This is a genomic window from Bartonella schoenbuchensis R1, from assembly GCF_002022685.1.
GTDB classification, from domain to species: Bacteria; Pseudomonadota; Alphaproteobacteria; order Rhizobiales; family Rhizobiaceae; genus Bartonella; species Bartonella schoenbuchensis.
Map to the genome: position 1 here is coordinate 882,384 of NZ_CP019789.1, position 24,157 is coordinate 906,540.

The following is a 24,157-nucleotide window of genomic DNA, read 5'->3' on the forward strand; positions in this document are numbered from 1 at the left end:
TAAAACAGTCGCAAAGCCTGTTAAGTCTGTATTTTTTTCCTGCTCTTCTACTTTTTCAATTTGTGGAGAAATCTCATTGCTGACATCAGAAATATAACGAGGTAGAAAAATATGAAATGTCGTTCCTTTTCCTTCTTGGCTATCACAGTAAATATAACCACCTGTTTGCTTGACAATACCATAAACCATTGATAACCCAAGCCCTGTTCCTTTACCAACTTCTTTTGTTGTAAAAAACGGCTCAAACATTTTTCTTGTACAAAAGCAGATATACCTTCCCCTGTATCTGAAATGGTCAATTGTACATATTCACCACTCACAAAGCCAACATAATTAAATTCAGCACTTTGTTGTTTCGTAATATTGTTTGTTTTAATTGTTATCAGGCCTCCACCCGGCATAGCAATAGCATCACGCGCATTAATTACTAAATTCATAATAACACGCTGAAAAGAAGCTTGATCAACTTTAACGTTCCACAGATCTCTTCCATGAATAATTTTCAACTGGATATTACTTCCTAAAAGAGACAAAATAAGATTGCGAATATCGGATAAAAGTTCTGTAAAATCAACTTTCTCAGGTTTAAGTGTTTGCTTTCTAGAAAAAGCTAATAATTGCTGCACAAGTGCAGCGGCACGATTAGCATTATTTTTGATATTGATAAGATCAGCATGGGCTGGATCAGAACTGCGGTGCGTGTTTAAAAGAAGATCGCATGACATTAAAATTGCTGTTAAAACATTATTAAAATCATGAGCAATACCACCAGCTAACTGCCCAACGGCTTGCATCTTTTGATTTTGTACCATTTTATCTTCAAGTGTTTTTTGTTCTGTCGTTTCTATGACAGACACAATCACCAAATCTTCTAATGCATCATTATGATATTGCATCATAGGCATAAGATGAAGATGAAAATGACGCTCTTTTTTATTTTCTAATACTATGTCTATTGAAATTGGATCATTCTTATTCTTTGCAATCTTCTCAAATGCGTGCTCTAGCTGAACACGACCTTGGTGAGGTATAATATCATAAAAATTGATAGTTTTGCCAGAACATTCCATCAATAATAAAAAAGAGTTATTGATATGAATAAACTGCCCTTTCTGGTCAACTACAGCTATTGCAAAAGGACTTGCATCAAAATACTCTATCAATGTATTCGGCAATTTTAATTGATAATCGCTTTCTCTCTTTTGCATTGATTGCGGCGTCATAACAATGCGATAGACAGCATCATCTTCTAGGAGAGAAGAGATACACATAAAACAATTCAATATTTTCTTATCACCAGTTTGTGAAGTTAAAAACAAAGAAAACGTGTAAGGTGTAGCACAATTTGAATTGTAATGTTCGTGACTTTGTAAACAAATATCACTCCATACACTATTAACTCCAGAAGCATTAAAAACTGATCAAAACTATATTGACCAACAGTAAAATTTGCCAAATCGATCGAAAACCATTCGGCAAAAACTGCATTTGCATAAATAATAACTCCTTGTGCATTAACAGATAAAAATCCAACAGGAGCTTGATCTAAATGATTGATAGCTTCTTGAAGATTCAAACAAAAAGTTTCACGACATTCTTCTAAATGTGAAATATCAGCGATACGCCAAAATAAAAACTTTTTTTTCCATTGTAGTATTGGTTGAACAGAAATATTATACCATACAATGTTTTTCTGAATAGAATGAATAAAAATTGATCGATCTATCTTTAATGTTTCTTGAGCTGAAAGATTGTTAAATGCTGCAACTTTCAAGCGATATAAAAGTGCACTAGCACCTGGAAGATCAGCAATAACTGCATAACAAGAAGCCTCAGGTTTATAAGTAAAAATTTTCTGATAATTCTGATTAGAGTAATAAACAAAACCTGATAAATCAGATATTACAATTGCATCATCTATCTCATCAAAGACACTAAAATCTAAGCTCTTATGCAATGACCCAATATCATATCTCAAAACACCCATTCCTATCAGAAAAAGCGCAGCAATGCCTATAATCGCTAAAACTAAAAAAGATATCAAAGAAGCCTGATGAAAATAGCTTTGCGGATAAAAAACGCCAAAAAAACCCACACCGAGCAAAAAATTACAATAAAAAAAAGCCCCCAGACCATAGCTCCCCACCGCATGGAAGGAGGTAATAATTTGTCCATGCCATTAAAACCTTTGTTCATCTCTATCTGTCTCGATTGTAGATGCTTCATGAAGCTTAAAAATATCTTCAACAATCACTATTATGAAGGATATGCTTAATCTGTCTATTATACATAATATAAGTATATTTGCTCAATGGAAATCACTCAACACTTCACATTTTATTGAACTTCTTAAAATGATTTATAAACTTACATAATAAAAAATAATGATTTCATTATGAAATGAGGAAAAAGTAGTATGAATATTTGGTTATCAAACTATATAGGAACATCTGCAGCAAATATAATTACAAGCCTTGTGTTTCTTATAATAATAATTGCAGCAATTGTTGTAGTTATAATGCTTTTGCGCTATTTGAATAAAGGAGGATTTAATTTCAACAAAAAAAAGCATCCATTACGATTAATCATATCTGACACAATCGCTATTGATCGTACACGCCGCCTTGTTTTAATACGTCGCGATGATGTAGAGCATTTAATTCTCATCGGTGGAACGACAGATACTGTTATAGAATCTAATATTGTCAAAACACAAACTGCATACGAAAATTATAACAGAGCACAAAGAGATACACAGCCAACATCAAAAATGGCAAAAACTAATTTCAATGCTACCTTTACTGAACAAACCTCTTTATCCAGCAGTACAATAAAACCTACACAAGATAATGTTCCCTCCCCCTCCTCTGAAAATAAACAGTTAAAAGATTCGGCACTCACAGCTGAAATTGAAGAACGGCAAGAACCATCTTTCTTTATTCCTACTCCCAAATAAAGTACTTTATTTTCTAATATTGAGTATTTTGTTTTTTGATTGTAAATTGATTTTAATCATCACGATAGACCTTTTCTCGTCGTTCGTGGCGTTCTTGCGCTTCTAATGATAAAACTGCAATTGGTCGTGCTTCAAGACGTTTTATACTAATAGGTTCTCCAGTTTCTTCACAAAACCCATAAGTACCATTATCAATACGCTCCAAAGCTGCATCTATTTTTGCAATGAGTTTTCTCTGGCGAGCACGAGCACGTAGTTCAATTGCACGATCAGTTTCATAAGATGCCCGATCAGTTAAATCAGACTGATTAGCATTTTCTTTTTGCAAACTCTCTAAAGTTTCACGAGTTTCCTTTAATATATCGCATTTCCAAGAAATTAATTTAGCACGAAAATATGCCTTTTGCCGCTCATTCATAAAAGGCTCATCTTCACTAGGACGATACTGACCGCTAACAACTTTATTCATGCCATAAAACCTCCACATATGGTATGTGTGGTCTATATATTGTATACCCAAAATCAACACAAGTGTAAAACATATTTCTATAAAAATAAGAATATCTTGAATTCATTATTTAAATTTTTCAGTTCATTTTTTGTGTAATATGTTGAAATTTCATAATATTTTTATTTAAAGAAGCTTTGTAAATTCTTTTATATCAGCATAAACTATAAAATCTGCCATATTAATTCTAGAAAATAATTTTCTTAATTGAATGTAAAAAAATCTGCAGAAATAAAAGGATAGTTTTTTGGTTTTTCATTATCTTCAAAATGAAACTTCAACCATTTTTAAATCATTAAAGATTGAGCACAAAATTTTGTAATCTCTGCTCTGGCAGTTAAGTCTCATTCCCTTTTCAAAAGCAAATAAAAAAATTTTCACACACAACGCACATAAGAACGTGAATTGCTAGTAATGGGTATATTGACCCGCCTTTCCTTTAGCAAGATTAAGGCTAAATGACCTTACAAAATTTGATACACTTTATTTATTCATACAAAAATCAAACACTAATATAATACAAAAACTTGAACACTATATAAAGCATTAATTGTTTTTATATGAAACTTCTATAACAAGGAGCTAGTGTAGAAGATATTGAACACCCTATATTATTTGACATAAAATGATAGCAACACGAAATTAGCATCTATCCTATGTATAATTCATATTTTTATTTACTAGTTTTGATAAAAATTATGAAATAAAATTCTTCATTCGGTCCCCAGTATCTGATAAGATCCGACAAAAGCGCACCTGAAATATAAAAGTGCTTTGCTTATTTTTTTAAAATACCCCAAAAAACCTAATACCTGATTAAACGATAATTGTTATATTAATATTTTTCAACTCACAAAAACAAAATATTTTTAAAGAAGAATCAAGTCGCACAAATACATATAAATCATAGCGTAAAAATCAGTAATAGCAGTATTTCTAATTTAAATTAACCAAAACTATATCGCTATCGTGATTAAAAAAATAAAACTCCTTAAGTTTTATATCAACATTTTTAAATAATAAATTGATAAATATAATTATTTTTCTTTACAATTGATAAAAAACCTAAGGCTAATTATTAAAAATTTAGGCATGAAAAACATGCATAACCAAAACTTACCCAATAACAAAGCAGAAATTATAAAGACAAAACATGATAGTCACGATTAAAATACATTAAAGCGTCTTTTTCTTGATTACGGTTTATCGCAACAACTTCACCAATCAAAATATAATGAGTCGCATGTTGGTGCCAACAAATCAAACGGCAGTCAAATGAAGCCAAGGCACCTGATAAGCTAGGTGCACCAGTCTGTAAAACATTCCATTGAGCTGTATTAAAGCGTTCAGTTTGTGTAAAACCACAGCGTCCAGAAAAAACTTCTGATAATGAACGATGTTTTCCTGCTAAGCTATTGACACAAAAATTTCCATTTTCCATAAACAGCTTATTTTCAGGATTATGCCGCATTAAGCAAACAAGAAGCATCGGAGGATCATCTGATAAAGAACAACAAGCTGAAACTGTTACCCCACGCTTTCCTTTAGCACCATTTGTCGTTACAATATGTACTGCCCCTGCCAGACAACTCATAGTATCCCGATATTCTTGTGAAGAAACCGTAGCAATTTGTTGAAATTTAGGCATTAAATCTTTTGTATGATTTTGCATATTTTTCACTTAGATAGCTTTCAAAATTTCAATGGATATTTCAATAAATTGATTTATTACATATTCTTATTCTTTTATATCATATATGAGCAACAAAAATGTATATTTTATCACACAATATTATACGCTAAAAAGGGCTCACTCAGGAGATCTTAATGCCCCGTCCCCATTTCATTTCACCCTCACTCTTGGCTGCTGATTTTTCTAAACTCGGTCAGGAAATATCAGATGTTGTTGATGCTGGTGCAGACTGGCTTCACCTTGATATTATGGATGGCCACTTTGTTCCTAATATCACCTTTGGCCCTGATGTCGTCAAAGCATTACGCCCACTAACTAAAGCAATATTTGATGTTCACCTCATGATAGCACCTGTAGATCCTTATCTTGAAGCCTTTGCGCAAGCTGGCGCAGATATTATAACCATTCACGCTGAAGCAGGTCCTCATATTCATCGTTCACTGCAAACAATTAAAGCGATGGGAAAAAAGGCTGGAGTTTCAATCAACCCAAGCACGCCAGAACATGTGCTGGAGTATTTGCTTGATCAATTAGATCTCATTCTTATTATGACTGTCAATCCAGGTTTTGGTGGACAAAGCTTCATCCCAGAAATGAAAAATAAAATCGAACGAGTAAAAAATATGATTGCCAATCGACCTATTGATCTTGAAGTTGATGGTGGCATTACAGTTGGTACAATTGGAATAGCTGCAAAAGCTGGTGCAAATGCATTTGTTGCAGGATCTGCAATTTATAAAAATGGTAACAAAGATCTTTATAAAACACGCATTAACGCACTGCGCCAAGCAGCAAAACTCTCACAATAAGGAAAAAATCATGATCGAGCGTTATTCTCGCCCTGAAATGGTAGCAATTTGGTCACCAGAAACTAAATACCGTATTTGGTTTGAAATTGAAGCACATGCTTGTGACGCGTTAGCTCAACTTGGTGTTATTCCAGAAAAATCAGCTAAAATCATTTGGGAAAAAGGTGCAGCAGCTGAATTTGATATTAATCGTATTAATGAAATTGAAGCGACTACAAAGCATGATGTTATAGCATTTTTAACCCACTTAGCTGAATTTATTGGGCCAGAATCTCGTTTTATTCATCAAGGTATGACATCATCAGATGTTTTAGATACAGCATTCAATGTTCAATTAATGCGTGCCAGCGATATTTTGTTGAGAGATATAAATCAACTTCTTGAAGTGCTAAAAAAACGTGCCTTTGAACATAAAGAGACAATTACTATTGGACGTAGTCATGGCATTCACGCCGAGCCTACAACATTTGGAGCTAAACTTGCCCTTGCATATGCTGAATTTCTCCGTTGTCACAAACGTTTGCTTGCTGCAAGGGAAGAAATTGCCACTTGTGCTATTTCAGGAGCTGTTGGCACTTTTGCAAATATTGACCCCTGCGTTGAAGAACATGTAGCACAAGCATTAGGCATGCGTGTTGAGCCTGTTTCTACCCAAGTAATACCACGTGATCGTCATGCTATGTTCTTTGCAACACTTGGAGTCATTGCTTCATCTATCGAAAGGTTAGCCATAGAAATACGTCATCTGCATAGAACAGAAGTTCTTGAAGTAGAAGAATATTTCTCACCTGGGCAAAAAGGTTCATCTGCTATGCCTCATAAACGTAATCCAGTTTTAACAGAAAATTTAACTGGACTGGCACGTATGGTGCGCGCATTTGCAGTACCTGCTATGGAAAATGTTGCGCTTTGGCATGAACGTGACATTTCACATTCATCTGTTGAACGTTATATTGGCCCTGATGCTACTATTACACTTGATTTTGCTCTTTCTCGATTAACATCTGTGATTGAAAATTTAATCGTTTATCCAGAAAATATGCAAAAAAATCTCAATAAATTCCGTGGTCTTATTCATTCACAACGTGTGCTTCTAGCGCTCACACAAGCTGGTATAAGTCGTGAAAATGCTTATCACATTGTTCAACGAAATGCGATGAAAGTTTGGGAACAAGGAAAAGATTTTTTAGAAGAATTGTTAAAAGATGAAGATGTCACAAAAGCTTTAAATGAAGCAGATCTTCGCGAAAAATTTGACCTTGCCTACCATACTAAACATGTTGATACAATTTTTAGACGTGTGTTTGGATAATAGTAACAACTGTAAAAAAATAAAAATCTTTTGTTTTTGCTAGTTCAAAGTACGTTTTCATAAAGAAAGACATTCATGAAAGCAAATCAACTCGATATTCTTATTGTTCCCGGCTATAAAGGATCTGGTCCGGATCATTGGCAAACACGTTGGGAACAAAAATTATCTACTGCTCGGCGTGTTCAACAAGCCCATTGGTCAAAACCTGTGTGTGAAGAATGGATTAATGAAGTAAAAAATGCCATCACACAAGCCAATAAACCTGTTGTTATTATTGCTCACTCATTGGGAGTGCCAACAGTTATTCACGCAATTGCTCAAAATGCACAAAAAGTTTGTGGTGCTTTCTTTGTTGCCCCACCAGATGTAGAAAATGAAGAAATACGCCCCAAACATCTAATGACATTTGGTCCATATCATCGCAAGAAACTCCCCTTCCCTTCAGTGGTTATTGCCAGTCGCAATGATAAATTTTGCCAATTCTCAGTAGCAGAAAATCTTGCAAAAGACTGGAATGCGCTTTTTGTTGATGCTGGACAGTCTGGACATATTAACGTGGAATCTGGCCATGGTCCTTGGCCTGAAGGACTTATAATTTTCTCCCATTTTCTCGCAAAGCTTTAAAGATAATATGAATTATTCTCAGAATAATACATTTTATATTACTTTACCCAATATTACTTAACACATACCCTATAAGAAGCTTAAATATTTTTGCCTGCACTGATTTATGCTGAAAAACATAAAAATATTCACTTTGCCTGATTGCATTAATGTTTTTGCCAGACTATAAAAGTTTAAATCTCATTTAATATGCCTTAAATAATAAAAATTGTAGTAAACATTATAGCAATTCATTGAGAATTGTTGCTAATTAAGATACTATTTTTATCAACAATATTAAGATTTTTCAACGAATAGAGAATTATGATGAATCGTCGTCACCGCATTTATGAAGGTAAGGCTAAAATCCTATATGAAGGGCCTGAACCGGGTACCTATATTCAATTTTTAAAGATGACGCAACTGCATTTAATGCAAAAAAACATGAAATCATTGATGGTAAAGGAGTCTTAAATAACCGTATTTCAGAGTATATTTTTACTCAACTTGGTCGTTTAGGTATCCCAACACACTTTATCAAACGGATCAATATGCGTGAACAGCTTATCAAAGCAGTCGAAATTATTCCGCTAGAAGTTGTTGTACGTAATGTCGCTGCAGGTTCCCTTTCTAAGCGCTTAGGGCTAGAAGAAGGAACAGTTCTTCCACAATCTATTATCGAATTTTACTATAAAAACGATTCTCTTGATGACCCAATGGTAACGGAAGAACATATTACTGCTTTTGGGTGGTCTGCTCCGCAAGAAATAGAAGAAATTATGCAACTTTCAATTCGCATTAACGATTTTCTCTCTGGGCTTTTTGCAGGCGTTGGTATTCAATTGATTGATTTCAAAATAGAATTTGGTCGTTTATGGGAAGGCGAAACGATGCGTATCGTCCTTGCTGATGAAATTTCACCTGATTCTGCTCGTTTATGGGATATGCAAACACGAGAAAAAATGGATAAAGATCGTTTTCGCCGTGATATGGGTGGGCTTATTAATGCTTATCAAGATGTTGCAAAGCGTCTTGGTATTATGAATGAAAATGACCCTCAACGGCCAAGCGGTCCAGTTTTAGTTAAATGAGAAACAAAGTAATGCAATATAGCCTTGCTTTATAAAAAAGAGCTATTCTTTTTAAAAATGCTTTAAATAACAGGAAATAAAAATGAAAGCACGCGTTATAGTTACCTTAAAAAGCAGCGTTCTTGACCCTCAAGGAGAAGCGATCACTAGTGCTTTAAATAGTTTAGCTTTTACCGATATTCAATCTATTCGCCAAGGAAAAGTGTTTGATATCATTCTCGATAATATACCCGCTGAAATAGCAAAACAAAAACTTGAACAAATGTGTGAACAATTGCTTGTAAATACTGTCATTGAAAACTACACTATAGAACTTCTTTGATCGGGTCACTCGATGAAAACTGCTATTATTCAATTACCTGGATTAAATCGCGATCAAGATATGATTGCAGCATTATATCACATAACAGGCATTCAACCTCTCAAGATTTGGCAAACGGAAACAACAATTCCAGAAGTCGATATGATTGTTATCCCTGGTGGTTTTTCCTATGGTGACTATTTAAGATGTGGCGCTATTGGTGCGCGAATGCCAGTTATGCAAGCTGTGCATGAAAAAGCACAAAAAGGCGTCATGATTATGGGGGTATGTAATGGTTTTCAAATTTTGCTAGAATCCGGATTGCTACCAGGCGCTTTAATGCGCAATGCTTCATTGAAATTTGTTTGTCGTGAAATAAAACTTGAAGTCGCTAATGCTGATACAAAATTTTCTCGATGCTATTCTAAAGGACAAATTATTCGCTGCCCTGTTGCCCATCACGATGGAAATTACTTCGTTGATAATGATACATTGAAGCAAATGGAAGACAATAAGCAAATTGTTTTCCGTTATGCAGAAAATACAAATCCCAATGGTTCAATTAATGATATTGCCGGTATCGTCAATAAAACTGGCAACGTTCTTGGTATAATGCCTCATCCTGAAAATTTCATTGAAACTGCGCATGGTGGTGGTGATGGCCGCTTATTGTTTCAAAGTGTTTTAGAATCGAAAAATTAATGTATGAAGTAAACCTTACTAAGCAAATTTCTAAACTCGCAATAATGAAATATATTATTCCAAATACACATCAGGTGTGGTTTGAAAGCTCAAAGTTTCACTATAAATTTGGTCCTTCTTTTAAATTTTATGCTTATTATTCAAGCTCAAATGACTTTCGTGTTTCAATCGTGCTTTATAATTTTTTAAAAAATTTGACCCCTGAGTTTGTTAAAGCAGAACTAATTAAAGCCTTAACTTATAGTCCTTAATAGCTTCATTATCAAATAATGAAATTACCAATACACCAAACAACCTGGATTAAAAATGATAATACATATTAAATCTGATCAATATAACGGAAATACTAATGAACTTTCGCAATAACATTGCCATTACACCAGAATTAATCGCACAACATGGCTTAAAACCCGATGAATACCAACGTATTTTAGAGTTAATCGGGAGAGAACCAACACTAACTGAGCTTGGAATTTTTTCTGCAATGTGGAACGAGCATTGTTCATATAAATCTTCTAAAAAATGGCTCAAAACTTTACCAACAAAAGGAAAGTGTGTCATTCAAGGTCCTGGTGAAAATGCTGGTGTTGTTGATATAGGCAACAATCAATGTGTGGTTTTCAAAATGGAAAGTCATAACCATCCCTCTTACATTGAACCTTATCAAGGTGCAGCAACAGGTGTTGGCGGTATTTTACGTGATGTTTTTACAATGGGTGCTCGCCCTGTCGCAAGTATGAATGCATTACGATTTGGATCTCCTGATCATCCCCGAACGCGTTATCTGGTTTCAGGTGTTGTTTCTGGAATTGGTGGTTATGGCAACGCTTTTGGTGTCCCTACTGTTGGTGGAGAAGTCAATTTTGACAAGCGTTATAATGGCAATATTCTCGTTAACGCTTTCGCGGCTGGTATAGCAAAAACAGATTCTATTTTTTATTCCAAAGCGCAAGGTGTAGGACTTCCTATTGTTTATCTTGGTGCCAAGACAGGACGTGACGGTGTTGGTGGAGCTACAATGGCTTCTGCTGAATTTGACGATACAATCAATGAAAAACGCCCGACTGTTCAAGTGGGTGATCCTTTCACTGAAAAATGCCTGCTTGAAGCTTGTTTAGAATTGATGGCATTAGGAGCCGTTATTGGTATTCAAGATATGGGTGCAGCAGGGTTAACATGCTCTGCAGTTGAAATGGGTGCAAAAGGAGATTTAGGAATAGAGCTAAATCTTGATAACGTACCTGTTCGTGAAGAAAATATGACAGCCTATGAAATGATGCTTTCTGAAAGTCAAGAACGTATGCTTATGGTTCTTAAACCAGGACTTGAAAAGCAAGCATCTGAAATTTTTAATAAATGGGGGCTTCATTTCGCTGTCATTGGAAAAACAACGGATGATTTACGTTTCCGCGTATTACACGAAGGGCAAGAAGTGGCTAATCTACCAATTAAAGAACTTGGAGATGAAGCCCCAGCTTATGATCGCCCTTGGATAGAGCCCCCTAAAAAGCCAATTCTTAGAGTAGAAGAAGTTAAAAAAGTTGAAAACCTCGGTGATGCACTGCTTACCTTACTAAACTCCGCCAATCAAAGTTCACGGCGATGGGTTTATGAACAGTATGATACAATTATTCAGAGTAACAGCCTCACTCGCCCAGGGGGTGATGCAGGTGTTATCCGCATAGACAATAACGACAAACGTGCTCTTGCTTTTTCCTCTGATGTAACGCCTCGCTATTGTGAAGCCGACCCTTATGAAGGGGGAAAACAAGCTGTTGCAGAATGTTGGCGCAATATTAGTACCACAGGTGCAACACCACTAGCTGCTACTGATAATCTCAATTTTGGCAATCCTGAAAAACCTGAAGTTATGGGGCAGCTAGTTTTTGCCATTAAAGGTATAGGTGAAGCTTGTAGAGTACTCGATTTTCCAATCGTTTCAGGAAATGTTTCCCTTTATAACGAAACCAATGGAGAAGAAATTCTTCCTACACCTACAATCGCTGGTGTTGGTATTCTTAATGATTGGTCAAAAATGGCTACAATAAATAATATGCAAAACGGAGATATTATAGTCTTAATTGGGCCTTGTGGCTCACATTTAGGACAATCAATCTACGCACGTGATATTTTAAATATTGAGGCTGGCGCACCACCTTATGTGGATTTACAGCTTGAAAAAAAGAATGGTCAGTTTGTTCGCGAGGTTATTAATTGTGGTTTTGTTCATGCTGCTCATGATATTTCCGATGGAGGATTGGCCATTGCTCTTGCAGAAATGGTAATTAAAGCAAATAAAGGAATTAAAGCAAAATTAAGCAACAAATTACCACATCATGCTGAACTTTTCGGTGAAGACCAAGGGCGTTACCTGTTGGCAGTTAATCCTAATAAATTTAATGAGCTTAAAACACTTGCTCAAACAAGCGAAGTTTCTTTAATGGAGCTTGGTACAGTTGAAGGCAATGCACTTGACATACAAGATGTATTAACACTTCCAGTATCTGAACTGACGCAAGCTTATGAAAGCTGGTTTCCAGAGTTTATGGGTGATAAATAATGATTTATTTCCATTGGCTATATAAAAATAACAAATAAATAGAGGAGAATAACTCATGGCAATGAATGCTCATGCAATTGAAACTCTTATTCGTGAAGGCATCCCCGATGCAAAAGTAACAATCCATGATCTTGCAGGAGACGGTGAACATTACGCTGCGGAAGTTATTTCAGAAAGTTTTCGGGGTAAAAGCCGTGTTCAGCAGCACAAAATGGTTTATGATGCTCTTAAAGGTAATATGGGAAGTGCTCTTCACGCTTTAGCGCTTCAAACAAGTGTACCTAATAAATAATCTAAAAATTTCTTCTTGCATTCATTTTGTTAATACGATTTAAAATAAGACCAATACAACTGTAATTTTCCTAAAATGTTAGCCAATATAAGGAATAAAAATGACTACTGCTTATGATTTTATTAATAATGAAATTAAAACAAACGATGTCGTTTTATTCATGAAAGGAACACCTAATGCTCCGCAATGCGGATTTTCTGGGCAAGTTGTTCAAATTCTTGACTATTTAGGATTACACTATAAAGGAATTAATGTTTTAACTTCTGATGAATTGCGTCAGGGAATAAAAGATTATTCAAATTGGCCAACAATTCCACAACTTTATATCAAAGGTGAATTTATTGGTGGTTGTGACATTATTAAAGAAATGTTTCAAAGTGATGAGTTACAAAAACTACTCAAAGAAAAAGACATTATCTTTAATATATCATAGAATTAACTTTAATTTTATTCAGCCTCTTAAGTGAACTGCTATTTAAGTCAGAGTTTTTTTATTTTAAAGGGTGTATATGTCGTATTCGGTTGACGAACAAAAGCATATAGATGCAATCAAGAAAAGAATTGGATATAAAGAATTTGTCATTATCATTGCAGCACTGATGGCAATTAATTCTATAGCCATTGATATTATGCTGCCAGCTATGCCTAATATTTTAAATAGCTTTAATATTATTAACGAAAATGATCAGCATTATATCATTTCTTGTTATCTTATCAGCTTTGGTGTCACACAAATATTTTTTGGCCCAATAAGTGACCGTTTCGGGCGGCGTAACCTTGTTCTCATAGGCCTTACCCTTTATTCATTAACAGCACTTGGTTGTGCATATGTAACAAGTTTTCCCTTGTTACTTATTCTACGTATTTTGCAAGGCATTGGGGGTGCTGCAATGCGTGTGCTTACAATCTCCATGGTACGAGATCTCTACAGTGGTCGAGAAATGGCAGAAGTTATGTCCATAGTCATGATGGTTTTCCTCATTGCAACCATGCTTGGACCAATAATAGGACAGACGATTTTATTTCTTGAACACTGGCAACTTATTTTTATATTCATGGCATTTGTTGGTTTTGGGTTGATGATTTGGATTTACTTGCGCTTACCTGAAACTCTCCATACACAACGTTCTCTTTCTTTTTCTTCTATTAAAGACGGTTTATGCCTTGTCATTACCAACCGGACTGCACTTTGTTACACGCTTGCTACTTCTATTATGTTAGGTTGTATCTTTATTGCTGTTAACACATCGCAACAAATATATGAAGGAATCTATAATTTAGGGATTTTATTCCCTGTAGCTTTTGCAGCCAGTGCTGCATTTCAAGCAGTATCAGCTTTCTTAAATTCTCGACTTGTTCATCGTCTTGGAATGCGATGCATCGGTCATAGTATGCTTCTACTATTTTGTACCATTTCATGCGTCTGGTTTATCGCATCAATTTTAACAGGTGGTATTATTTCTTTTTCTTTTTACATGATATTGTATTCTATACTAATGTTTACGTGCGGTGGTATTATGGCTAATTTTAATACACTTGCTCTCGAACCTTTAGGAAAAATTGCTGGAACAGCAGCTTCTGTATCTGGTTTTCTTCAAACATCCATTGCTACAGGTCTTGGTTTCTTCATTGCACAACGCTTCGATGAAACAATGATCCCCAATTCGGCAGGATTTTTCTTTCTCAGTCTTATCGCTATTTTTCTTGTAATATGTGCTGAGCGTGGAAGTCTTTTTAAACATCACTCTAAATAGATGTAACTCTCAAAGGGATTGTAATAATCCCTTTGAATTACTATTGCCAATAAATTTAAAAGAGCCTAAAGCCTATTGCTAGTGCACTTTAAGCCAAATTTATATGCTATCATCATATTAATTAGAAAATTTTCCCGATTTTGGGAATCCTTTTGGAACCAAGCGTCCCACTCCAGCACGTGTTCCCATCCACTCAATAAGCTCATCAGACTGGCGATTAAAACTGCGTTCAGCTGTATCTTGCCAACTTAAACCTTCTGACAAATTAAAGGTTTTGGCATCAACAACACCACCATCTTTGTAACGTTGCAAACGAACACCTTTACCACGGCTCATTTCTGGTATTTGCTCTATGGCAAAGATAAGCAATTTGCGGTTTTCTCCAACCACTGCGACATAATCACCATTTACCGGAACGCAAAGTTTTACTTTATCAGGAGACTTCACATGCATAATTTGCTTTCCTTTTCGCGTATTGGCAATCACTTCATTTTCAGAAACAATAAAACCATTTCCATAAGCTGAAACCAAAAGCCGCTTTTCTTGCGCATTATGTACAAAGGCTGTTAAAATATCGTGTTCACCATCCATATCCACTAAAATACGAATTGGTTCACCGTGCCCTCTTCCTCCAGGCAAAACATTTGCACCAATAGTAAAAAATTTCCCACCAGTACTTACCACAACAATTTTATCTGTAGTAAATGCTGGTAATGCTAATTTTAAGCAATCCCCCTCTTTAAAAGAAAGCATTTTGTAATCATTCAAATGGCCCTTTAAAGCTCGCATCCAACCTTTTTCAGAAATAATAATAGTTACCGGTTCTCTTTCAATCATTGCTTGTTGAATATCATTAACATCGTGCTTTGGGGCATCCTCAAACGTTGTACGTCTTTTGCCTAAAATAGTTTCAGGCCCAAAAATTTTCCGAACTTTTGTGATTTCATCTGAAATCATTTTCCACTGTTTTATATTGGAGGCTAATAGGGCTTGCAATTGTGCTTCTTCAGTCTTAAGAGACTCAAATTCTTTACGAATTTCAAACTCTTCAAGTTTCCGTAAAGAACGCAACCGCATATTAAGAATAGCTTCAGCCTGATTATCTGTTAATTTAAAATGTTCGATTAATTCTTTTTTGGGTTCGTCTTCTTCACGAAGAATTTGGATCACCTTATCAAGATTCAAATACGCAATAAGATATCCATTAAGAATTTCCAATCGACGATTAATCTCATTAAGTCGATAACTTGAGCGACGAACAAGTACCTCTTTACGGTGTTCAAGCCATTGCTGTAAACTTTCACGTAAAGAAAGAACATTAGGTACTTTACCTAAAGTCAAAACATTGAGATTAAGAGGAAATCTCACCTCAAAATCAGTCAATTTGAAAAGTGACTCCATTAAGAGCTCAGCATCAACTGTACGATTTTTGGGAACAAGGACAATACGGATATCTTCTGCAGATTCGTCATGAATGTCTTCAAGCATTGGCAAGCGCCGTGCAAGTAATAATTCTGCCGTTTTTTCAATAAGACGTGATTTTTGTACTTGATATGGAATTTCAGTAACAACAATGACATAAGAACCACGGCTACTTTGTTCTTGATGCCAACGTGAACGCAACCGAAATAATCCACGCCCTGTACGATATGATTCTTCAATACTCTTTTTAGGCTCAACTAAAATACCACCTGTTGGAAAATCAGGTCCAAGTACAAACTTATTTAAATCCTCATTGTTTGCATTGGGGTGAGCAATTAAATGCAATGCCGCATCACATAATTCAGCAACATTATGTGGTGGAATAGATGTCGCCATACCAACAGCAATACCTGATGAACCATTGGCTAAAAGATTAGGAAAAGCACCTGGTAAAACAACAGGCTCTTCATCTTCCTCATTATAAGTCAAACGAAAATCAATGGAGTCTTCATTAATCCCTTCAAGTAACAATGCTGCAACTTCAGTCATACGTGCTTCTGTATAACGCATGGCTGCGGCATTATCACCGTCAATATTACCAAAATTGCCCTGCCCATCAACTAATGGGTAACGAACAGCAAAATCCTGAGCTAAGCGTACTAATGCATCATAAATAGACGCATCACCATGAGGATGAAATTTACCCATCACATCACCCACAATCCGCGCACATTTAGCATAAGACTGTCCAGGATTAAGCTTTAACAAACGCATCGCATGGATAATACGCCGATGTACTGGTTTTAATCCATCTCGTACATCAGGTAATGCACGGTGTGTAATGGTAGAAAGCGCATAGGCCAAATAGCGTTCCTGCAAAGCAGAACACAATTCTACTGGCTCAATACATTCTTTATCAAAAGGCTGACTCATTTTAACTGACATAATACGTGAATAGAAATTTCCAAAATAAAAAATAAGTATGCCATAAGGCCTATTAAGTGCAAAATTTTTAGTACCTGAACATTTTACAAAAACTATATTATGTAAATAACCATTGTGAGTAAAAAATAATGAGGAAATAGATTAATACTGAAAATTTAGAAAAGAATATTTACTATTTATTTTATCAGCCGATAGGAGAAAGTGGAAATATTACCCCATAAAGCTCATTTTTAGCATTTTAAAATACAACCTTTAATAAATTTAGCATCAAAATAACAACTAATTTTATCAATCATTTTTGGCAGTACGAACAATTCGAATTCCTAAATCAGACAACTGTAGGGCAGAAACTTCAGATGGAGCACTCATCAAAAGGTCAAGCGCTTGTTGATTCATAGGAAATAAAGAAATTTCACGTAAATTTTTCACACCTTGCAAAAGCATTACGATACGATCAATACCAGCAGCCATACCACCATGAGGTGGAGCGCCATAATGAAATGCACGATAAAGACCACCAAAACGTTCTTCGACTACCTCTTCAGAAAGACCTGCAAGCTTAAAAATCTTCAACATCATTTCTGGTGAATGATTACGAATTCCACCTGATGCAATCTCATAACCATTGCAAACAAGATCATACTGAAAAGCTTTGATAGTGAGAGGATCTTGACAATCAATAGCCTCTTTTCCACCTTGAGGCATTGAAAAAGGATTATGTGCAAAATCAAGCTTTTTCTCATCCTCATTCCATTCAAAAAATGGGAAATCAACAATCCATGCTAAAGAAAAACATTTATGATCGATAAGATCTAACTCCTCTCCTACTCGTGTACGCGCAGCACCAGCGAAAGACGCAAATTTTTTCGGATTTCCTGCAACAAAAAAGCAAGCATCACCACTTTCAAGCCCAAGTTGCGCACGAATAGCTTCAGTCCTCTGCTCACCAATATTTTTAGCGATAGGACCAGCTCCCTCAAAGACTCCGTTTTCTTGACGCCAAAAAATATAGCCAAGACCGGGCTGCCCCTCACCTTGTGCCCATGCATTCATACGATCACAAAAAGAACGGCTTCCCCCTGTTTTAGCTGGAATAGCCCATACCTGCGCATGTTTATCATTCGCTAAAATCTGAGCAAAAACCTTAAAACCAGAATCATAAAAATGTTGAGAAACACTTTCCATAATAATTGGATTGCGTAAATCAGGTTTATCTGAACCATATTTCTGGATCGCTTCATCGTATGAAATACGAGGGAAACTTTGTGTAACACACTTTCCATCGGCAAACTCTTCAAAAACAGAACGTATAATAGGCTCCATCGTTGCAAGAACATCTTCTTGCTCAACAAAACTCATTTCAACATCTAATTGATAAAACTCACCTGGCAAACGATCTGCACGTGGATCTTCATCTCTAAAACATGGAGCTATTTGAAAATAACGATCAAAACCAGAAACCATTAATAACTGTTTATACTGCTGAGGCGCTTGAGGCAGTGCATAAAATTTTCCTTGATGTATACGACTTGGAACCAAAAAATCGCGTGCCCCTTCTGGGGACGATGCCGTTAAAAGTGGCGTCGTAAATTCTGTAAAGGCACAATTTTGCATGTGCTTTCTTATGGAAGCAATAATTTCAGTGCGACGCATTATATTCTTGTGCATAGTTGTTCGACGCAAATCAAGAAAACGATATTTCAATCGAATATCTTCTGGGTAATCAGGTTCGCCAAAAACCGGTAGAGGAAGTTCATCAGATTTTGAAAGAATTTCCACCTCACTTGCAAAAACTTCAACCTCACCCGTTGGCAAAGTGGCATTAATAACCTCATCAGCACGTGCACGCACTTCCCCATCCACACGAATAACTGATTCAGCACGCACCTTCTCAACAGTTTTAAAAGCAGGTGAATGAGGATCAACAACAATCTGTGTGATTCCAAAATGATCTCGTAAATCAATAAAAAGAATTCCGCCATGGTCACGAACACGATAAACCCACCCTGAAAGACGGACTTGTATTCCTACATCGCATTTACGAAGCGCGGCGCAATTATGACTGCGATAACGGTGCATAGTTTTCTGCCTTTAAATTTTAAATTGTTTCATACGCGTTACAAACGATTTTTGGCAGCTACTTGTCAAGACACCCCCAAAAAAACCTAGAAAAAAACACAATAAAAGACAATTTTAACCTACTTATGCTATAATAGGGTGATGAAAGTTATTACACAGACAACAGAACTTGAAATTGCAATTGCCGCTTTGAGTAATTCTGATTTTGTAACCGTAGATACTGAATTTATCCGCGAAACAACCTTTTGGCCTCAACTGTGCCTGATTCAGCTTGCATCTCCAAATGTTACAATGCTTATTGACCCAATGGTACCGGATATTGATCTACAATCATTTTTTGACCTGATGGTAGATGAAAAAATTGTTAAAGTTTTTCACGCTGCACGCCAAGATATAGAAACTATTTATCATCTCGGGGGAATCATCCCCTACCCTCTATTTGATACACAAATAGCAGGATCAATTTGTGGATTTGGTGATTCTATCTCCTATGATCAAATTGTACAACGCTGCACTGGACATCATCTTGATAAATCATCTCGCTTTACAGACTGGAGCCACCGCCCCCTCTCTGAAAAACAATTGCTCTATGCACTTGCTGACGTAACTTATTTAAGAGACGTTTATCTTTCATTGAAAAAGAAATTAGAAAAAAACAAACGAACCCATTGGATGGATGATGAACTTGAGATTCTTTTAACACCAACAACTTACGATATACCAGAAGAAGACGCATGGAAAAAAGTAAAAGGGAAAGTTAAAGCCCCTCGTGAACTGGCTGTGTTACAAAAAGTCGCTGCTTGGCGTGAACGTGAAGCACGCAAGCATAATGTTCCACGTCGTCATATCATGAAAGACGAATGCCTTATTGAACTTGCAATTCAACAACCAAAAGATGAACTTGAACTAAAACGTTTACGCAGCCTAAAAAAAAGCGGGTATCATCCATCAATAACACAAGCATTAATCAAAGCTATCCACGAAAGTTTTGAAGTCGATATTGCTTCTTTACCTGACCTTCCCAAGCATAATCCTATTCATGATAAAACAGCTGCTGCAATTGATCTGCTTAAAGTATTATTAAAACTTGTTGCAAATGAAAATGACATTGCTCCTAAGATTATCGCAACTTCCAATGATTTAGAAAAAATCGCTCATGGTGGTATAATGGAAGATATCCCTGCTATGAATGGTTGGCGTTATGAAATATTTGGTCAAAAAGCAGAACAAATGCTAAAAGGCCAGCTAGCATTTTATTTTCACAATGGAGAAATAACAATTAAGCAGCTTTAACTTACAAAAGATATTTCTATAGAGAGATACACATTAAATATACAATAAATCTGAATGTGTTGTTATTTCAGAAAATAATAGACTTTTAATTCATCTATAAAAGAATCATGAAATTTCAAACGTCAGAGGTAATTTTGTTATCTTTGATAATTGTTTCAATCGTCCCAAAGGCCGTTCACCTATTAAATCAGCATGACACATTGGAATATGTAATACAACGTGATCTTGTTTTTTCTGCCATGATAGATCAGGTAAAATCCCTGTAGTAAAAGCACTAAAAAGATTTGCAATACGCATAACCCCCCAAGGATACGTGCCTTTTCAACCATATCACGAGTTGCTAATTTAAGAACATCTGGAATTTCTTTATCGGCAAATAACCCCGCATTACGAAAAAAAATAGCTAATGCAGCATAAATGCGCCCCTCATGAGAAATCCCTGGGTAGGATCCTAACGCTATTTGATTAGCTGCCTCATTACCTCGATAATCTGGATGTATACGCCAACCAATATCAGAAAGAAGGCAAGAAGCTTTACGATAACGATATTCATCTTCAGTTTCTAAAATTCCAAAAGCTTCAAATGCATTTGTCGTAAAATCAATGAGTTCATCTGCCTGCTTTGGTGAGCGTGCTCGTAAAATAGCCATCTCTTGACAGGCTGCAATTAAAGGATCAGAAATGCGAACTTCTTGCAATAATTGTGAATAGAGAAAACCTTCACGAACCCCAGCCCCAGAAAAAACTATTTTTTTAAAACCCATATATTGAATAAGTTCAATAAGGACGACTGCTCCATAAGCTAAAAGTTGACGACGATTCTTTGAAATAGCTGAAATACCTTTCAAATTATCAATATTATCACTAGCTACAAGGTGCAGAAAATCCTTCATCTCAAGTGCATCAACTTCATAACCGTGTACAACAGGTAACAAGTAATGTTTAGCGGCCATATGAAGTTTTGCCAGATTACGCCACGTACCTCCTACTGCATAAAAATAATGTGGTGTACTTTTATGCATAAAAGAAGCTTCATAAAGTTTCTCATGAGCAATCTTTGCTGCTGCTGCAATATTGTTATTAGACATATATTGCAACCGCAAACTACCCAATGGTAGCGTTATCCCTTCACCTAAGTTAGAATCATAGATATTAATAAGCTCAAGACTTCCACCACCAAGATCACCAGAAACACCATTTGGCCGATAAAAGGTGGAAATAACTCCATAAGCTGAATAAACTGCCTCTTCATTTCCTGAAAGAACGCATATCCTGTTGTGTAAGATTTTTTCAGCATCCTGAATAAAAGCTACCCCATTTTTTGCTTCCCGCACTGCTGCTGTTGCTAAAGCATGAATTTCATCTACACCAATCTGTTGGCAAAGTGCACGAAATCGTTTCAATGTGTGCAATACCATTTCTGTTGATTTTTTTTCTAAAAAGCCAGTTTTTGCAACACCTTGACCAAGACCACAAAGAATTTTTTCATTAAATAAAACCGTCGGCGAGCGTACAAGACCTTCATAGACAACAAGTCGAACAGAATTTGAACCAATATCGACCACAGCAATGGGTTTACACCCTTTTAGTCGACCTTGAGCATTTGTATATGTCATTGATATTTCAGTCTTTATCTGTCTTTTTTTTCTGCCGACGCAACGCCATTAAACGTAAAGCAGAAGATTTAAAAGATTTGCCCCCCTCAGAAAGACTTGCATTGGTCATAAAATACTCCTGCGCATTAAATAGTTTTTCACCTTTTAACGGTGTTATACGTTTTGATGTTCCATCGCTCAATATATCAAAGCTTTGTTGGTTATCAATAATATTAGCCAACATAATTTGTGAAAGAATTTGTCGACGAACTGCCTTGTTAAAAACCGGAACCAACACTTCAATACGATGATCAAGATTACGTGTCATCATATCGGCTGAACCAAAATAAACTATGGTATTTTCACTCGGCAAATCTTCACCATTACCGAAACAAAAAATACGGCTATGTTCAAGAAACCGCCCTATTATTGATTTTACACGAATATTATTCGAAATGCCTGGAATACCAGGTCTTAAACAACATATACTACGAACAATCAAATCAATCTGTACACCAGCTTGACTAGCGCGATATAAAGCATCAATAATTTTAGGATCAACCAATGAATTTACTTTCATCCAAATAGTAGCAGGTTGCCCCTGTTGCGCATTGACAGTTTCCTCTTCGATATGTTCAAGAATACGATTGCGCAATGTTAATGGAGAAAAAGCAATTTTCCTTGCTTCTTTTGGTTGTTTATATTGAGTAATATAATCAAAAAGTAATGCAATATCATGACCAATGCCATCATCAGTGGTAAAAAAAGAAAGATCAGTATAAATTTTAGCAGTAATTGGATGATAATTGCCTGTGCCAAGATGCACATAAAAGCGAAGACGATTCTCTTCGCGCCTCATTATTAAAGACATTTTAGCATGTGTTTTGAGTTCAATAAAACCAAAAACAACTTTAACACCCGCATGTTCAAGATCACGTGCCCAGCGAATATTCGCCTCTTCATCAAAACGCGCTTTAAGTTCTACCAAAGCGGTTACTGATTTACCTTGTTTGGCAGCATCAATCAAAGCACCAATAATCGGGCTATCCTTCGACGTGCGATAAAGAGTTTGCTTGATCTCAACAACATCAGGGTCTTGAGCAGCTTGACGTAAAAAATGCACAACAAAACTAAATGATTCATAAGGATGGTGAATAATAATATCACTTTCACGAATAGCTGTAAAACAATCACCATTATGTTTGCGAACACGTTCAGGAAAGTGAGGATTATAAGGAACAAATTTCAAATCATCACGTGGGATAGAAGCAATTTCTGATATCATATCAAGTGCCAACAATCCATTTAAAGTACTGATACAATTATCAGAAACTGAAAGTTCACTTGTTATAAATTGACGTAAATCTTCAGGTATTTTAACATCAAATTCAATTCGAATGATTTGCCCACGACGACGCCTTTTAAGTGCAGTTTCAAAAAGGTGGACAAGATCTTCAGCCTCTTCTTCCACCTCTATATCACTATCACGGATAATTCTAAATATACCTTTTCCTTTAACTTCATAATCAGGAAATAAATGGCTAACAAAAAGGCTAATAACATCTTCAAACGCGATAAAACGAAAACTATTCTTCTCTTGAGGAAGTAAAATAAAACGTTTCAAATCAGCTGGCATACACAATAATGCCGTCACAGGGTGTTGATCAACATGGTGCAACAATTGGAATACAATAGAGAGCCCTAAATTAGGAATAAATGGAAAAGAGCGAGCAGAATCAATAAATGAAGGCGTTAAAATAGGAAGAATCGTGTTTAAAAAATGCTTTTCAAGCCATAATTTTTCAATTTTTGAAAGGCTATCAGAGTGAATAATTTCAATATTATTCTGTTTTAATTCATGACGTAAAACACAAAATTTCTGTTGCTGATTAGTTTGCAGATACGAAATCTCAGTTAATATAAAATCAAGTTGCTCCTGTGGGGTTCGTCCATCTGCACTGCATTCTACAATCCCTGCACAAATTTGACCAACAAGGCCAGCAACACGGACCATAAAAAACTCATCAAGATTAGTTGCTGAAATTGCAAGAAAACGTAGGCGCTCTAATAAAGGATGCTTCGGATTAGCAGCCTCCATTACCACACGATTATTAAATTCTAGCCACGAAAATTCTCGATTAATAAATCGTGCTGGATCTTGCATCGTTATATTTTGAGTAGCAATCTGATCCGTTATTGTCTGTTTCATATCCCTCAGATAATCTGTCTTTACATTAATTAA

At 35.8% G+C, this 24,157-nt stretch carries 17 protein-coding genes and 3 pseudogenes; 12 read left to right on the forward strand and 8 right to left on the reverse strand.

Annotated elements, in window-relative coordinates; all coding sequences use genetic code 11:
• Positions 1-156 precede the first annotated feature (156 nt).
• A pseudogene (locus tag BscR1v2_RS08225) lies at positions 157-1,271 on the reverse strand (two-component system sensor histidine kinase NtrB); the annotation flags it as partial.
• A 38-nt stretch (positions 1,272-1,309) separates the two neighbouring features.
• Positions 1,310-2,044 (reverse strand): PAS domain-containing protein, encoded by a 735-nt coding sequence (locus BscR1v2_RS08230; RefSeq protein ID WP_236828971.1) that lies wholly within the window; start codon positions 2,042-2,044, stop codon positions 1,310-1,312.
• A gap of 372 nt (positions 2,045-2,416) precedes the next feature.
• On the opposite strand from BscR1v2_RS08230, the gene BscR1v2_RS03800 reads away from it, so the two are divergent.
• Positions 2,417-2,956, forward strand: coding sequence for a flagellar biosynthetic protein FliO (locus tag BscR1v2_RS03800; RefSeq protein ID WP_078689789.1), 540 nt, complete (start codon positions 2,417-2,419; stop codon positions 2,954-2,956).
• A 52-nt stretch (positions 2,957-3,008) separates the two neighbouring features.
• On the opposite strand, the gene dksA is transcribed toward BscR1v2_RS03800, so the two are convergent.
• Positions 3,009-3,425 (reverse strand): RNA polymerase-binding protein DksA, encoded by a 417-nt coding sequence (gene dksA, locus BscR1v2_RS03805; RefSeq protein WP_010703810.1) that lies wholly within the window; start codon positions 3,423-3,425, stop codon positions 3,009-3,011.
• 1,177 nt (positions 3,426-4,602) lie between these two features.
• Complete coding sequence (locus tag BscR1v2_RS03810; protein WP_078689790.1) at positions 4,603-5,136, reverse strand: flavin reductase family protein; 534 nt, start codon at positions 5,134-5,136, stop codon at positions 4,603-4,605.
• 155 nt (positions 5,137-5,291) lie between these two features.
• Between BscR1v2_RS03810 and rpe the strand changes: the two genes are divergently transcribed.
• The 10 genes and pseudogenes from rpe (at position 5,292) to BscR1v2_RS03865 (ending at position 14,581) form a co-directional block, all read left to right on the forward strand.
• Positions 5,292-5,966: a ribulose-phosphate 3-epimerase gene (gene rpe, locus BscR1v2_RS03815; RefSeq protein ID WP_078689791.1), complete on the forward strand. Its 675-nt coding sequence runs from the start codon at positions 5,292-5,294 to the stop codon at positions 5,964-5,966.
• Between the two features lie 10 nt (positions 5,967-5,976).
• Complete coding sequence (purB, locus tag BscR1v2_RS03820; protein ID WP_078689792.1) at positions 5,977-7,278, forward strand: adenylosuccinate lyase; 1,302 nt, start codon at positions 5,977-5,979, stop codon at positions 7,276-7,278.
• A 75-nt stretch (positions 7,279-7,353) separates the two neighbouring features.
• Positions 7,354-7,902, forward strand: coding sequence for an RBBP9/YdeN family alpha/beta hydrolase (locus BscR1v2_RS03825; RefSeq protein WP_078689793.1), 549 nt, complete (start codon positions 7,354-7,356; stop codon positions 7,900-7,902).
• A gap of 306 nt (positions 7,903-8,208) precedes the next feature.
• Positions 8,209-8,972 (forward strand): annotated as a pseudogene (gene purC, locus BscR1v2_RS03830) (phosphoribosylaminoimidazolesuccinocarboxamide synthase).
• Positions 8,973-9,054: 82 nt separating this feature from the next.
• Positions 9,055-9,294: a phosphoribosylformylglycinamidine synthase subunit PurS gene (gene purS, locus BscR1v2_RS03835; protein ID WP_078689794.1), complete on the forward strand. Its 240-nt coding sequence runs from the start codon at positions 9,055-9,057 to the stop codon at positions 9,292-9,294.
• A gap of 12 nt (positions 9,295-9,306) precedes the next feature.
• Positions 9,307-9,975, forward strand: a complete 669-nt coding sequence (purQ, locus tag BscR1v2_RS03840; protein WP_078689795.1) for a phosphoribosylformylglycinamidine synthase subunit PurQ — start codon at positions 9,307-9,309, stop codon at positions 9,973-9,975.
• A gap of 349 nt (positions 9,976-10,324) precedes the next feature.
• The gene (gene purL / locus BscR1v2_RS03850; protein ID WP_078689797.1) at positions 10,325-12,535 is read left to right on the forward strand and encodes a phosphoribosylformylglycinamidine synthase subunit PurL; all 2,211 of its coding nucleotides are present in this window, start codon (positions 10,325-10,327) and stop codon (positions 12,533-12,535) included.
• 55 nt (positions 12,536-12,590) lie between these two features.
• A complete protein-coding gene (locus BscR1v2_RS03855) occupies positions 12,591-12,827 on the forward strand; it encodes a BolA/IbaG family iron-sulfur metabolism protein (RefSeq protein WP_010703820.1) in 237 nt (78 codons plus the stop codon).
• Positions 12,828-12,927: 100 nt separating this feature from the next.
• A complete protein-coding gene (gene grxD / locus BscR1v2_RS03860; protein ID WP_078689798.1) occupies positions 12,928-13,260 on the forward strand; it encodes a Grx4 family monothiol glutaredoxin in 333 nt (110 codons plus the stop codon).
• 76 nt (positions 13,261-13,336) lie between these two features.
• Positions 13,337-14,581: a multidrug effflux MFS transporter gene (locus BscR1v2_RS03865; protein ID WP_078689799.1), complete on the forward strand. Its 1,245-nt coding sequence runs from the start codon at positions 13,337-13,339 to the stop codon at positions 14,579-14,581.
• 117 nt (positions 14,582-14,698) lie between these two features.
• Here the strand turns inward: BscR1v2_RS03865 and parC are convergent, their stop codons facing one another.
• The gene (gene parC, locus BscR1v2_RS03870; protein WP_078689800.1) at positions 14,699-16,948 is read right to left on the reverse strand and encodes a DNA topoisomerase IV subunit A; all 2,250 of its coding nucleotides are present in this window, start codon (positions 16,946-16,948) and stop codon (positions 14,699-14,701) included.
• A 288-nt stretch (positions 16,949-17,236) separates the two neighbouring features.
• Positions 17,237-19,027 (reverse strand): aspartate--tRNA ligase, encoded by a 1,791-nt coding sequence (gene aspS, locus BscR1v2_RS03875; RefSeq protein WP_078689801.1) that lies wholly within the window; start codon positions 19,025-19,027, stop codon positions 17,237-17,239.
• A 138-nt stretch (positions 19,028-19,165) separates the two neighbouring features.
• Between aspS and rnd the strand changes: the two genes are divergently transcribed.
• A complete protein-coding gene (gene rnd / locus BscR1v2_RS03880) occupies positions 19,166-20,320 on the forward strand; it encodes a ribonuclease D (protein ID WP_078689802.1) in 1,155 nt (384 codons plus the stop codon).
• Between the two features lie 105 nt (positions 20,321-20,425).
• Here the strand turns inward: rnd and ppx are convergent.
• Together ppx and BscR1v2_RS03890 are read right to left on the reverse strand one after the other, a co-directional pair.
• Positions 20,426-21,936, reverse strand: a pseudogene (ppx, locus tag BscR1v2_RS03885) (exopolyphosphatase).
• Between the two features lie 7 nt (positions 21,937-21,943).
• Complete coding sequence (locus tag BscR1v2_RS03890) at positions 21,944-24,124, reverse strand: RNA degradosome polyphosphate kinase (RefSeq protein WP_078689803.1); 2,181 nt, start codon at positions 24,122-24,124, stop codon at positions 21,944-21,946.
• Between the last annotated feature and the right edge of the window lie 33 nt (positions 24,125-24,157).

What these genes read in the sequence shown, in the direction of transcription:
- BscR1v2_RS03810 (WP_078689790.1), bottom strand. Translation starts at nt 5,136, where the DNA reads ATGCAAAATCATACAAAAGATTTAATGCCTAAATTTCAACAAATTGCT.
- rpe (WP_078689791.1), top strand. Translation starts at nt 5,292, where the DNA reads ATGCCCCGTCCCCATTTCATTTCACCCTCACTCTTGGCTGCTGATTTT.
- grxD (WP_078689798.1), top strand. Translation starts at nt 12,928, where the DNA reads ATGACTACTGCTTATGATTTTATTAATAATGAAATTAAAACAAACGAT.
- BscR1v2_RS03890 (WP_078689803.1), bottom strand. Translation starts at nt 24,124, where the DNA reads ATGAAACAGACAATAACGGATCAGATTGCTACTCAAAATATAACGATG.
- BscR1v2_RS03800 (WP_078689789.1), top strand. Translation starts at nt 2,417, where the DNA reads ATGAATATTTGGTTATCAAACTATATAGGAACATCTGCAGCAAATATA.
- purS (WP_078689794.1), top strand. Translation starts at nt 9,055, where the DNA reads ATGAAAGCACGCGTTATAGTTACCTTAAAAAGCAGCGTTCTTGACCCT.
- aspS (WP_078689801.1), bottom strand. Translation starts at nt 19,027, where the DNA reads ATGCACCGTTATCGCAGTCATAATTGCGCCGCGCTTCGTAAATGCGAT.
- BscR1v2_RS03855 (WP_010703820.1), top strand. Translation starts at nt 12,591, where the DNA reads ATGGCAATGAATGCTCATGCAATTGAAACTCTTATTCGTGAAGGCATC.
- BscR1v2_RS03865 (WP_078689799.1), top strand. Translation starts at nt 13,337, where the DNA reads ATGTCGTATTCGGTTGACGAACAAAAGCATATAGATGCAATCAAGAAA.
- purQ (WP_078689795.1), top strand. Translation starts at nt 9,307, where the DNA reads ATGAAAACTGCTATTATTCAATTACCTGGATTAAATCGCGATCAAGAT.
- purB (WP_078689792.1), top strand. Translation starts at nt 5,977, where the DNA reads ATGATCGAGCGTTATTCTCGCCCTGAAATGGTAGCAATTTGGTCACCA.
- parC (WP_078689800.1), bottom strand. Translation starts at nt 16,948, where the DNA reads ATGTCAGTTAAAATGAGTCAGCCTTTTGATAAAGAATGTATTGAGCCA.
- dksA (WP_010703810.1), bottom strand. Translation starts at nt 3,425, where the DNA reads ATGAATAAAGTTGTTAGCGGTCAGTATCGTCCTAGTGAAGATGAGCCT.
- purL (WP_078689797.1), top strand. Translation starts at nt 10,325, where the DNA reads ATGAACTTTCGCAATAACATTGCCATTACACCAGAATTAATCGCACAA.
- BscR1v2_RS03825 (WP_078689793.1), top strand. Translation starts at nt 7,354, where the DNA reads ATGAAAGCAAATCAACTCGATATTCTTATTGTTCCCGGCTATAAAGGA.